8 protein-coding genes are annotated in these 12871 nt (G+C 69.0%); 1 reads left to right on the top strand and 7 read right to left on the bottom strand.

Annotated elements, in window-relative coordinates; translation table 11 throughout:
- Position 1: 1 nt before the first annotated feature.
- The 7 genes from selB to lipC all read right to left on the bottom strand — a co-directional run bounded on the left by selB (position 2) and on the right by lipC (position 10424).
- Complete coding sequence (gene selB, locus HMPREF2924_RS11315) at positions 2 to 1927, bottom strand: selenocysteine-specific translation elongation factor (RefSeq protein WP_003135277.1); 1926 nt, start codon at positions 1925 to 1927, stop codon at positions 2 to 4.
- On the bottom strand, positions 1924 to 3330 hold the full coding sequence (gene selA, locus HMPREF2924_RS11310; RefSeq protein WP_003135280.1) for an L-seryl-tRNA(Sec) selenium transferase: 1407 nt from the start codon (positions 3328 to 3330) through the stop codon (positions 1924 to 1926). Before selA ends, selB begins: the two co-directional genes overlap by 4 nt.
- Before the next feature lie 78 nt (positions 3331 to 3408).
- Positions 3409 to 4338: a formate dehydrogenase accessory protein FdhE gene (gene fdhE / locus HMPREF2924_RS11305; protein WP_003135282.1), complete on the bottom strand. Its 930-nt coding sequence runs from the start codon at positions 4336 to 4338 to the stop codon at positions 3409 to 3411.
- Positions 4339 to 4470: 132 nt separating this feature from the next.
- A complete protein-coding gene (locus tag HMPREF2924_RS11300; RefSeq protein WP_003095316.1) occupies positions 4471 to 5097 on the bottom strand; it encodes a formate dehydrogenase subunit gamma in 627 nt (208 codons plus the stop codon).
- Between the two features lie 71 nt (positions 5098 to 5168).
- Positions 5169 to 6098: a formate dehydrogenase subunit beta gene (gene fdxH, locus HMPREF2924_RS11295; RefSeq protein ID WP_003106793.1), complete on the bottom strand. Its 930-nt coding sequence runs from the start codon at positions 6096 to 6098 to the stop codon at positions 5169 to 5171.
- 8 nt (positions 6099 to 6106) lie between these two features.
- Positions 6107 to 9187, bottom strand: coding sequence for a formate dehydrogenase-N subunit alpha (fdnG, locus tag HMPREF2924_RS11290; RefSeq protein WP_078463416.1), 3081 nt, complete (start codon positions 9185 to 9187; stop codon positions 6107 to 6109).
- Between the two features lie 307 nt (positions 9188 to 9494).
- Entirely contained in the window at positions 9495 to 10424 is a 930-nt protein-coding gene (gene lipC / locus HMPREF2924_RS11280) for a lipase LipC (RefSeq protein WP_003095318.1), read from the bottom strand.
- A gap of 359 nt (positions 10425 to 10783) precedes the next feature.
- Here lipC and HMPREF2924_RS11275 point away from each other — a divergent pair, with 359 nt between their 5' ends.
- Entirely contained in the window at positions 10784 to 12829 is a 2046-nt protein-coding gene (locus HMPREF2924_RS11275) for an NADPH-dependent 2,4-dienoyl-CoA reductase (RefSeq protein WP_003135284.1), read from the top strand.
- Positions 12830 to 12871: the final 42 nt, after the last annotated feature.

Genomic DNA, 12871 nt, shown 5'->3' with positions numbered 1-12871 from the left:
CTCAGGGCGAGACGCCGCCAAGCAACTGTTCGGCCAGCGCCGAGCCCTCGCGCAGGCGACGGTCGTTGCCGATGCGGCGGGTCAGGCCGATGCGGTCGAAGTGCTCGAGGATCTGGATGCTGCGCTTGCGGCCGATACCCAGGCGGTCGCGGAATTCCGCCGGGCGGATCAGCCCGGCGGGGTCGCGCACCTGCACGGCGATCTCGGCCAATTGACGCAGGGTGGCTTCCGGGTAGAACAGGTCGCGCACCACCTGCTGCAACTGGCCCAGGCGCGCCAGCTTGCGCAGCAGGTTGCGCATGGCGGCTTCGTCCTGGCGCAGCTCGCGGGCCAGGTCGCGAACCCAGGGCGGGTCGTAGCGGCCGGCTTCGAGCAGCGGCCAGAGGCGCGCGCGCAGTTGCTCCTCGCTATCGCTCAGGCGCACTTCGTGGCCGGGCAGGTGCAGCCAGGGCCCGCTGCTGTGCACATCGCCGCCGGCCAGGGCGGCGTCGAGCAGGGCGATGAACACCGGCCGCTCCAGCTGCGGCAGGGCGTAGCGACGCAGGCGGTCGCGGTCGGGACCGAGTTCGTCCGGTAGCTCTTCGTGGAAGCGCCGCAGGCCGGCGAGCAGTTGCTCGACCAGGGCGAACCAGCGCTCCCCGGCGAACAACCGGGGGCCGAGGCGGGTCTGCACCTCGACCACCTCTTCCGGCAGCCGCCAGTGCTCGCGCGGGCGGTTGAAGGATTGCACAAGGCGTTGCGGGTCGAGGCCGTTCTCGGCCGCGCCGAGCAAGGTCGGCAGCGCCTCCTCCAGGCTTTCCTGGCGCAGCGCCTGGAGCTGTGCCAGACGTGCCGGCGTTCGTCGGTTGCGCGCCGGCGCGGCGCCGTCGAGCACCCGCCCGCCGCCAAGGGTGCGCTGCGCCGACTGGTCGCGCAGCACCAGGCGGTCGCCATGCAGGGCCTGGATCGGCGCGTTCAGCACCAGTTGGGCGAAGGCGCGGTGGCCAGGCTCCAGTTGTTCGCCTTCGAGCAGGGCCAGGCGCCCGGTGACGTCCTGGGTGCCCAGGTGCAGGTGCACCGGGGTCCAGTGGGTGAAGTCGCGAAGTTCGTCGGGCAACAGGCGGAAGTCGATGTCGACCCGCGTGGTCGGCGCGTGCAGCGCTGCCTGCAGCAGCCAGTCGCCGCGCTGGATCTGTTCCAGCGCGAGGCGCTCGCCGGCGATGTTCAGGGCCACGCGCTGGCCGGCCCAGGCCTGTTGCGCGGGCCGGTTCTGCGCGTGCAGGCCGCGCACCCGTACCGGCCGTCCGGCGTTGGCGAGGAGCAGTTCGTCGCCCACCGCGACCTGTCCGGAGAAGGCCGTGCCGGTGACCACGATGCCGCTGCCGGCGACGCTGAAGGCCCGGTCCACCGCCAGGCGGAAGTATCCCTCGCGGCTACGCTCGCGGACTTCGCCGGCGAGCCCGCCGAGTGCTTCGCGCAACGCCTCGACGCCCTCCCCGGTGCTGCTGGAGAGCGGGAAGATCGGTGAGCGCGCCAGCGGTCCGGAGGCCAGCAGGTGTTCGACCTGGGTCTGCACCTGCTGCACCCGCTGCGGCTCGACCCGGTCGATCTTGGTCAGCGCCACCAGCGCCCGGCGGATACCGAGCAGTTCGACGATCGCCAGGTGCTCGCGGGTCTGCGGCATCAGGCCGTCGTCGGCGGCCACCACCAGCAGCACGCAATCGATGCCGCTGGCGCCGGCCAGCATGTTGTGGACGAAGCGCTCGTGGCCGGGCACGTCGATGAAGCCGGTGGGGCTGCCGTCGCCAAGGTCGGCGTAGAGGTAGCCCAGGTCGATGGTGATCCCGCGTTGGCGCTCGGCCGGGCGGCGGTCGCCCTCGATGCCGGTGAGGGCGCGCAGCAGCGAGGTCTTGCCGTGGTCGATGTGCCCGGCGGTGCCGACGATCACGACAGCTCGCTCCGCAGTCGCGGCAACTGGGCGAGGAACGCCGGCTCGTCGTCGAGCTGGCGCAGGTCGAGCCAGAGGGCGTCGTCGTCGAGCCGACCGATCACCGGCAGCGGCAGCCCGCGCAGGGCTTCCTCGAGGTTGCGCAGGGCGCGTCCGCGCAGGCGCCTGGGCTGCCGCGGACGCAGGCACAGCGCGGCGCTGGCCAGCCGCGCCACCGGCTGCGCGCCGCTGCCGATCATGCCCAGGGCGTCGACCGCGGCGACCTCCCAGCCCTCGCCGAGCGCCTCGCCCAGCGCCGGCGCCAGGCGCTCGGCCTGGGCGCGGATCTCCGCCGCCGGGCGGCTGAGCAGGCGCAGGGTGGTCAGGCGTTCGGCGAGGCGGTCCGGATCGCGGTACAGGCCGAGCACCGCCTCGAGGGCGGCGAGGGTCAGCTTGTCGACGCGCAGGGCGCGCTTGAGCGGGTTCTTCTTGATCCGCCCGATCAGTTCGCGGTTGCCGAGGATCAGCCCAGCCTGGGGCCCGCCGAGCAATTTGTCGCCGCTGAAGGTAACGATGTCGGCGCCGTCGGCCAGGGCTTCCTGCACCGTCGGTTCCTTGGGCAAGCCCCAGCGGGTCAGGTCCACCAGGGTGCCGCTGCCGAGGTCTTCCAGCAGCGGCAGGCCGTGGCCATGGGCGATGGCCGCCAGTTGCGCGGTGGGCACGCTGGCGGTGAAGCCCTGGACGCTGTAGTTGCTGGTGTGCACGCGCATCAGCAGGCCGCTGCGCGGGCCGATGGCGGCTTCGTAGTCCCTGGCGTGGGTGCGGTTGGTGGTGCCCACCTCGTGCAAGCGCACGCCGGCGCGGGCCATGATGTCGGGAATGCGGAAGGCGCCGCCGATCTCGATCAGCTCGCCGCGCGAGATGATCCCTTCCTTGCGCGCCCCCAGGCTGTTCAGCGCCAGCAGCACCGCCGCCGCGTTGTTGTTGACCACGGTGACCGCCTCGGCGCCGGTGAGTTCGCGGATCAGCCCGGCGATCAGGTCGTCGCGGTCGCCGCGCTTGCCGCTGGCCAGGTCGAACTCCAGGTTCAGCGGGTAGCGCGCGGCCAGGGTGATCGCCTCGATGGCTTCGTCCGGCAACAGGGCGCGGCCGAGGTTGGTATGCAACACCGTGCCGGTCAGGTTGAACACCCGCCGCACGCGGCTGGCATGCTGCGCGGCGAGGCGTTCGCCGGCGCGCCCGGCGAGCACCGCCTCGCTCAGTTCGATCTCGGCGAGGGCACCGTGTCGGGCCGGCTCGCGCAGTTCGTCGAGCAGGTCGCGGAGGGTCGCCAGCAACGCCTCGCGGCCATAGCGCTGGTGCAGGGGAGCGGCCGCCGCGCTGCGCAGCAGGCGGTCGACCGAAGGCAAGCGAACGGAACTCATGGAGAAACCTTATCCACAGGGTAGGGTCACCGACACGCCCATCATAGACGCGTCGGCGCAGGCCCGCAGCGTCTTCGGCTATTCGCCGCCGGGGGCCAGCAACAGGTTCGGCGAACGCCGCAGGTAGCCGTCCTCGGCCAGGCGCATGTCCAGCGCCAGGCTGGCCAGGTCGTCGGCAAGGGCATCGGCGTGGCGGTCGAACTCCAGGTAGAACTGCTTCAGGTAGCCCTGGCAACTGGGGCAGGTCTCGGCGCGCAGCACGGCTTTTTCCGCCGGCGGCCCGTCATGCTCCAGGGACAGGTAGGCCAGGTGCTTGCTTTCCTCGCAGTGGCTGCACTTGATTCGCACGTAGTGCCATTCGCAGGCGCACAGCGAGCAGCTCAGGTAGCGCAGGCCGGTTTCCTTGCCGCCCTGGCGGATCATCCCGGCCATCGGCGGCGAGCCGCAGGCGGGGCACAGGGTCCGGCTCTCGGTCTCGACCACCGCGCCCTCCTCCAGTCCCAGCAGCCAATGGCTCCAGGCTACTTGCAGGGCGGCGCCGAGGAACGGCACCAGGGCCGCCGGCAGGAGGTCGAACTGACCGCTGAGCAAGGCGATGGCCCAGGCCTTGCGCTGGCCTTCGTCGGCTTCGCGCAATTGTTCGAGTGCCGCGCCGACGGCGGCGTTGGCCGGCGCCGGGTAGCCCGCGAGCAGGGCATCCAGCCAAGGCAGCCAGGCGCCTTCGCGCACCAGCAGGTCGTAGGCCAGCGGCGGCATGCCGTGCTCGCGGCTCTTGCGCAGGCGCTCGGGGTCGAGCGGGGCCAGCGCCGGCGGGTTGTCCAGCAGCGCCTGCTGGAGCCGGCAGAGACCGGCGACCAGGCGCAGGTAGTCGCCCATCGGGTGCCCCTCGGCCAGTTGCAGCAGACGCTCGCCGCGGCGGGCGAACAGGTCGCGCGACGGCTGGTGCAGGTGCGGGGGAATGTTGGCGGCGGCTTCGATCTGCCCCGGCTGAAGAATGGTGCGTGACACGGGAACTCCTCGGGTCTGCGCCGGCGGGCCGGTGGGCCGCGCCGCAACGATCGGGCGCCCGGAGGGGCGCGGAATGAATGCAAAGGCCCCATCGCTGGGGCCTCCGGTCGGGCGATGGCGACACTATACGCGTCAGTGCTCCTCGCCCTTGCCGACTTCCTTCAGCCAGCCGTTATGGTGCTTGCGCGCCCAGGCGCGGCTGACCTTGCCGTAGAGCATCGCGCCCATCGAGCCCTTGACCCAGATGCCGGCGTAGATGTGCACGATGATGCTGGCGATCAGGACGAAGGCGGCGAAGGCGTGCAGGAGCGCCGACAGGCGGATCGCCTCGATGCCGAACCAGGCACTGAAGTACTGGCGCCAGATCACGATGCCGGTGACCAGCAGGGTCAGCATGCTCAGCAGCAGCACCCAGAACAGCAGCTTCTGCCCGGCGTTGTAGCGGCCGACTTCCGGGAGGTTCTCCTCGCGGTTGCTGACCACGTCGCGCCACTGCTTGAGCCACTGGATATCGCTCTTCTGCACCCGGTTGTGGTGGGCGAAGCGCACCACCAGGCCGAGGAAGAAGACGAACATCGCCAGCCCCAGGAAGGGGTGCAGGATACGCGTCCAGGGACCGCCGCCGAACAGGTTGGTCAGCCAGAACAGCGCCGGGTGGAACAGCGCCAGCCCGGACAGCCCGGCCATGAAGAACAGGATCGCCACGGCCCAGTGGTTGCTGCGCTCGTTGGCGTTGTAGCGCTGGATTTCATTTTTCATTTCCGACTCCTCGAGAGCGCCGCCGCTGCCGCCGGGTCGCGGAGGACCGCCGGCAACGCCCGCGCGCAGGCTCAACGACGCTCGTGCGGGTCAAAGGTGTGTACCGACGGATCGACCTGGTGCACCGGTGCCTCGGCTTGCCCGTGGTCTTCCTCGTCGTCCGCGCGGTTGGGACCGACGCGCACATAGTGGAAGAACCCGGCGAGCACCGTGGCGCCCATGGCCAGCAGCGCCAGCGGCTTGGTCACGCCCTTCCACAGGCTGACCAGCGGGCTGACGCTCGGCTGGTCGGCCAGGCCGGCATAGAGCGACGGCTTGTCGGCGTGGTGCAGCACGTACATCACGTGGGTGCCGCCCACCCCTTCGGGGTCGTACAGGCCGGCGTTCTCGTAACCGCGGCTCTTCAGGTCGACGATGCGTTCGGCGGCGTGTTCCTTCATGTCCTCCTTGCTGCCGAAGACGATGGCGCCGGTCGGGCAGGTCTTCACGCAGGCCGGCTCCATGCCCACCGAGACGCGGTCGGAACACAGGCTGCACTTGTAGGCCTTGTGGTCCTTCTGCGAGATCCGTGGGATGTCGAACGGGCAACCGGTGATGCAGTAGCCGCAACCGATGCACTTGTCCTGGTTGAAGTCGACGATGCCGTTGGCGTACTTCACGATCGCCCCCGGGCTCGGGCAGGCCTTCAGGCAGCCCGGCTCGGCGCAGTGCATGCAACCATCCTTGCGGATCAGCCACTCGAGGTTGCCGGCCTCGTTCTCGTGCTCGGTGAAACGCATCACCGTCCACGAGTCGGCCGTCAGGTCCATGGGGTTGTCGTAGGTACCGTGGTTGTGGCCGACCTCGTCGCGCAGCTCGTTCCATTCCGAGCAGGCGACCTGGCAGGCCTTGCAACCGATGCACTTGGACACGTCGATCAGTTTCGCCACTTCCTCCTGGTTCCGCACCGAGGGCATCGGCGTGGTGGTCGCGGAGCGGGCGTGGATGTCCTGACTACTCATGTTTCACCTCACGCCTTTTCCACGTTGACCAGGAACGACTTGAACTCCGGCGTCTGGGTATTCCCGTCGCCCACGAAGGGGGTCAGGGTGTTGGCCAGGAAGCCGTTGCGCGCCATGCCGGCGAAGCCCCAGTGGATCGGGATGCCGACGTGGTGCACGGTCTTGCCGTCCACCTGCAGCGGGCGGATGCGCTTGGTCACCACCGCCACCGCCTTGATGTAGCCGCGGTTGGAGGAGACCTTGACCTTGTCGCCGGCATTGATGCCCAGCTCCTTGGCCAGCGCCTCGCCGATCTCGACGAACTGCTCGGGCTGGGTGATCGCATTCAGCCGGCAGTGCTTGGTCCAGTAGTGGAAGTGCTCGGTGAGCCGGTAGGTGGTCGCTGCGTAGGGGAACTCGTCGGCCGTGCCGAACAGTTCCATGTCGTTCTTGAACACCCGTGCCGCCGGGTTGCTGATCGCCTTGCGGTTGTCGCGGTGCAAGGGATTCACCCCGATCGGCGTCTCGAACGGCTCGTAGTGCTCGGGGAACGGGCCTTCGGCCATCTTGTCGACGGCGAACAGGCGGGCCACCCCTTCGGGGTTCATGATGAACGGGTTCATCCCGGCTTCCGGCGGTACGTCGGCCTTGTAGTCGGGCACGTCGGTGCCGCCCCAGGACTTGCCGTTCCACCACACCAGGCGCTTCTTCTCCGGGTCCCACGGCTTGCCGCTGACGTCGGCCGAGGCGCGGTTGTAGAGAATCCGTCGGTTCGCCGGCCAGGCCCAGGCCCAGCCGAGGGTCTGGCCCATGCCGTAGGGGTCGCTGTTGTCGCGGCGGCCCATCTGGTTGCCCTGCTGGGTCCAGGAGCCGGCGAAGATCCAGCAGCCGCTCGCCGTGCTGCCGTCGTCGCGCAGCAGGGCGAAGCCCGGCAACTGCTCGCCGGCCTTGGCCAGGATCATGCCGTTGGCCGGGTCGACCAGGTCGCTCAGGGCCTTGCCGTTGAACTCCCGGGCCAGTTCGTCCGGGCCCGGTTCGTCGGGCTTGAGGTAGGACCAGTCGAGGCCGAGGATCGGGTCGGGGAAGGCCCCGCCGTCCTTGCGGTACATCTCGCGCAGGCGGTGGAACAGCCCGGCCATGATGGCGATGTCCGGACGCGCCTGGCCCGGCGGCTCGGCGCCCTTCCAGTGCCACTGCAACCAGCGGCCGCTGTTGACGATCGAGCCGTCTTCCTCGGCGAAGCAGGAGGTGGGCAGGCGGAACACCGTGGTCTTGATGCTGGCGGTGTCGACGTCGTTGTACTCGCCGACGTTGCGCCAGAACTCCGAGGTCTCGGTCACCAGCGGGTCCATCACCACCATCCACTTCAGGCGCGCCAGCGCGGCGCCGACCTTGGCCTTGTTGGGGAACGAGGCGATGGGGTTGAAGCCCTGGCAGAAGTAACCGTTGACCTTGCCCTGGTACATCATGTCGAAGTAGCGCAGCACGTCGTAGCCGGCGCCCGGCATGTCGAGCTTGGGCAGCCAGTCGTAGCACCAGTTGTTTTCCTTGGTCGCCGACTTGCCGAACCAGGCCTTCATCAGGCTGACGTGGAACTTGCCGTAGTTCTGCCAGTAGGACAGCTGTCCCGGGCGCAGCGGCTTGGCCGTGCGCTTGGCGATGTAGGCGTCGTAGTCCTGCTCGGCGTCCATCGCCAGGGTCAGGTAGCCCGGCAGCGAGTTGGACAGCAGGCCGAGGTCGGTCAGGCCCTGGATGTTGGAGTGGCCGCGCAGGGCGTTCATGCCGCCGCCGGGCATGCCGATGTTGCCCAGCAGCAGCTGGGCCATCGCGCCGGTGCGGATCATCTGCGCGCCTACCGAGTGCTGGGTCCAGCCCAGGGCGTACATGATGGTCATGACCTTGCCCGGCTTGGAGGTCTCGGCGATTTCCGCCCAGACCTTGAGCATCATGTCCTTCGGCGTACCGCAGATGTTGCTCACCACGTCCGGGGTGTAGCGGCTGTAGTGCTGCTTGAGCAGGTTGAACACGCAGCGCGGGTGGGTCAGGGTCGGGTCGACCTTGGCATAGCCGTCCTCACCGATCTCGTAGCCCCAGGAGGACTTGTCCGGGTAGGTCCGCTTCTCGGCGTCGTAGCCGTTGAACAGGCCGTCCTCGAAGCTGAAGCCTTCCTTCACGATGAACGAGACATCGGTGTAGTTGCGCACGTATTCGTGCTGGATCTTGTCGTTTTCCAGCAGGTAGTTGATCAGGCCGCCGAGGAAGGCGATGTCGGTGCCGGTCCGGATCGGCGCGTAGTAGTCGGCGACCGAGGCGGAACGGGTGAAACGCGGATCGACCACCAGCAGCCGCGCCTTGTTGTGCGCCTTGGCTTCGGTGACCCATTTGAATCCGCACGGGTGGGCTTCGGCGGCGTTGCCGCCCATGATCAGCACCAGATCGGCATTCTTGATGTCGGTCCAGTGGTTGGTCATGGCTCCACGGCCAAACGTCGGGGCAAGACTTGCCACCGTCGGGCCGTGTCAGACACGCGCCTGGTTGTCGAATCCCAGGATGCCGAGGGAGCGCATCACCTTGTGGGTGATGTAGCCGGCCTCGTTGGACGAGGCGGACGCGGCGAGGAAGCCGGTGGTCAACCAGCGGTTGACGGTCTGGCCCTGCTCGTTCTTCTCGACGAAGTTGGCGTCGCGGTCTTCCTTCATCAGCTTGGCGATGCGCTCGAGGGCTTCGTCCCACTCGATGCGCTTCCACTCGCTGGAGCCGGCCTCGCGCACTTCCGGATACTTCAGGCGGTTCGGGCTGTGGATGTAGTCCAGCAGGCCGGCGCCTTTCGGGCAGAGGGTGCCGCGGTTGACCGGATGGTCGGCGTCGCCCTCGATATGGATGATGTTCTGCGCGACGTTCTTGGCGCCGTCGCCCTGGCTGTACATGATCAGGCCGCAACCGACCGAACAGTAGGTACAGGTGTTGCGGGTCTCGACCGTGTGCGCCAGCTTGAAGTGGCGGACCTGGTCGGCGAAGGCCTCCGTGGGGGCCATCCCGAGCGCCGCAAGGCTCGATCCTCCAAGGCCTATACCGCAGACCTTGAAGAATTGCCGACGGTTCATATCCATCGTGCATCTCCTGCATCAGGCAAAGGACACCCGGGACATGGCCGGATGTCTCTGGTTAAAAGATAGCCAGCCTGGCGAGGTACGCCAGCCGGGCATGGCTACGGGGCAGCGAACCCTACACGAACGCTGGGTTTTTCTGCCTTGACCGGAGTCATTACACGGCGGCGCAAACCTTGTCCAGCAAGGTGCGCGGAATCGGGACAGGTCCGAACGCCGCGAGGCGCGCGAACAGGAGGTGATATCCAGGTGCCATTAGACCAAAGACTAATGCCGGGTCGCCTAGGGCTGCGGCGACCCGGCGAGCGGATCAGAGTCCGACGTTCCTGAGGCGATTGGCATGCTGCCGATAGACCTGGGTCGGGTCGCTCTCGAACAGGCTGACCAGGCCGAGCAACTGGTTGACTTCGTCCAGATGGTCCATCCGGTAGTTGTCCTTCACCACGCTGCCCAGGTGGCTGGAGCATTGGCCGACCAGACCGTCGTTGGCCTCGCCGAACAGCAGCCCGGTCACCGCCAGGCCGGCGGAGCTCGGGTCGAGCGCATTGGTCAGGGAGCCGGTGCCGCTCATCGAGTAGTAGCGCACCCCGGCTACCGTCTCCGCGCCCTGGCCACAGGCGCTGGCCGGGATCGCCTGCGGGAAGCGCTGGTTGAACCGCGCGGTGCCGGGAGTGTTGAGACTGTTCAGGGCAGCCAGCGCGTCGCCCTTGACCCACTCGCCGCCGTCGACGATGTCGACCACCGAGAACAGCGCCTCCACCGCCGAGGCGATCACCTCGGTGCCGATCGGCCCGAGGAACTCGCTGAAGCCGGTCACCGCGTCGGCTACCGGCGTGCCCTTGTGCGGCGTGCCCATGGTGGTGACCGAGGCCACCAGTTGCGGCGCCACCCCGGCGACGTAGCGCACGGTCATGCCGCCCTGGCTGTGGCCGATCAGGTTGACTTTCTCCGCGCCGGTCAGGGCCAGGACTTCCTCCACCTGCGCCAGTAGCTGTTCGCCGCGCACCTCGTTGCTGTTCACCGGCGACTGCGAGGTGGCGAAGACCTTCGCGCCGTCCTTCTCCAGGGCCGGCACGATAGCGTGCCAGTAGTCCACCGGGCCGACGCTCTTGAAGCCGAACAGACCGTGGGACAGCACGATGGGATAGCGCGTGCGGGTGTAGTCGGTCGCAGCGTGCACGGGAAGGCTGGCGGCCAGCGCTACCAGCGCCGCCGCGAGGAACGTCTTGTTCTTGTTCATCGTCGAGACTCCGTTCGGATTGGACAGGCAGTTGGCAAGGCACGTGCTGGGCGGGCCGGAACCCCAGCCTGACAGCGCCGCCAAAGGCGTCGAGCCGTGCTTAAGTTGGGCTCCCGGCGCACGCCATTACCCCGGGTAACAGCGCCGCCGTTTCCATTCCGCCCGCCGCGCCGCAAGTGCTGTCGGAGAGCTTTCGCCGCCTGTCACCCGGGGCCACAGCGGCGCAGCGCGGCGAGCACCTATCCGATCAGCCAGTCCGCCGGCTTGACCGAAATGCCTGGCGGTTCCGGCAAGCGGGCCGTATTCGGCGGCGGCGCAACTTCCTATGGTGAAGCGTCCCTGGCTACCGGAACCGCGCCATGCGCAACGCCTACCCGCCGCTCGCCGCCGCGCCCTATCCGCACCTGCTGGCCCCGCTGGACCTGGGCTTCACCCGTCTGCGCAACCGCGTGGTGATGGGTTCGATGCACACCGGGCTGGAGGATCGTCTGTGGGACTTCGGCAAGCTCGCTGCCTACTACCGCGAGCGTGCCCGGGGCGGCGTCGGGCTGATCGTCACCGGCGGCTTCGCGCCCTGCCGCGAAGGTTGGCTGCTGCCCTTCGGCAGCAGCCTCACCAGCGCCCTGGAGGTGCCCGCCCATCGTCGCCTGACCCAGGCGGTGCATGCCGAGGGCGGCAAGATCCTGCTGCAGATCCTCCACGCCGGGCGCTATGGCTACCACCCGATGGCGGTGTCCGCCTCGCCGTTGAAGTCGCCGATCAGTTGGTTCACCCCGCGCGAGCTCTCCGAGCGCGGCATCCGCAAGACCATCCGCGCCTTCGTCCGTTGCGCGCGGCTGGCCAAGGCCGCCGCCTACGACGGCGTGGAGGTGATGGGCAGCGAAGGCTACCTGCTCAACCAGTTCCTCTGCCCGCGCACCAATCGCCGCGACGACCAGTGGGGCGGCCCGCTGGAAAACCGCATGCGCCTGGCGCTGGAGATCGTCCGCGGCATCCGGCGGATCGTCGGCGAACGCTTCATCCTCTGCTATCGCCTGTCGCTGCTCGACCTGGTCGAGGGCGGCAATACCTGGGACGAGGTGCGGCGCATCGCCCTGGCCCTGGAGGAAGCCGGCATCACCCTGCTCAACACCGGCATCGGCTGGCACGAGTCGCGCGTGCCGACCATCGTCACCTCGGTGCCGCGCGCGGCCTTCGCCGAGGTCAGCGCACGGCTGCGCCACGAACTGAAGGTGCCGGTGATCGCCAGCAACCGGATCAACACCCCGGAGGTCGCCGAATCCCTGCTCGCCGCCGGCAAGGCCGACCTGGTATCGATGGCCCGGCCGTTGCTGGCCGACCCGCAGTTCGTGGCCAAGGCCGGTGCCGGCCGGGCCGAGGAGATCAACACCTGCATCGCCTGCAACCAGGCCTGCCTCGATCATGCCTTCGCCAACCGCCGCGCCACCTGCCTGGTCAACCCGCGGGCGGCCTTCGAGACCGAGTTGCGCTACCGCAAGGCGCGCACGCAGAAGCGCATCGCGGTGATCGGCGCCGGCCCCGCCGGGCTCTCCGCCGCCTGCGTGGCCGCCGAGCGCGGGCATCGGGTCAGCCTGTTCGAGGCGAGCGGGGAAATCGGCGGGCAGTTCAACCTGGCCAAGCAGATTCCCGGCAAGGAAGAGTTCCGCGAAACCCTGCGCTACTTCCGCGTGCGCCTGGAACGCCTCGGCGTCGACCTGCGCCTCGGCCACCGGGTGCGCCAGGGCGAGCTGGACGGTCAGTTCGACGACGTGGTGGTGGCCACCGGCATCCAGCCACGCCGGCCAAGGATCGACGGCATCGGCGGACCGACCGTACTCAGCTACGTGGACGTGCTGCGCGGCGCGCCGGTGGGCGCGCGGGTCGCCATCGTCGGCGCCGGCGGCATCGGCTTCGACGTCGCCGCCTTCCTCGTCGCCGCACCCAGCGACGGCCAGCCGCGGGCGCTCGGCGAATGGCTCGCGGAATGGGGCGTGGACCTCGACAACAGCCAGCCCGGCGGCCTCCGCGAACCCGCTCCGACGCAGCCGGCGCGCCAGGTCTGGCTGCTCCAGCGCAAGCCCGGCGCCCCCGGCGCGCAGCTCGGCAAGACCAGCGGCTGGGTGCACCGTGCGCACCTCAGGCACAACGCCGTGCGCATGCTCGGCGGGGTGGAGTACCTGAAGATCGACGAACGCGGCTTGTTGATCCGCGTCGACGGCGAGGAACGCTGGCTGGAGGTGGACAACGTGGTGATCTGCGCCGGCCAGGAGCCGCTGCGCGAGTTGCAGATCAGCCAGGCGGCGGAAAGCCTGCGCTTCCACCTGATCGGCGGGGCGCGGGTGGCAGGGGAACTGGATGCCAAGCGGGCGATTCGCGAGGGGGCCATGCTGGCGGCGCGCTTGTAGGGGGACAACGCCGCTGGCGGCATGGCGGCCGTAGGGCGAACA

Origin of the sequence: Pseudomonas sp. HMSC063H08, from assembly GCF_001813645.1 — a bacterium.
GTDB lineage: Bacteria > Pseudomonadota > Gammaproteobacteria > Pseudomonadales > Pseudomonadaceae > Pseudomonas > Pseudomonas aeruginosa.
The sequence above is the reverse complement of the archived record's forward strand: the minus strand, read 5'-3'. Positions and strand labels throughout refer to the sequence as shown.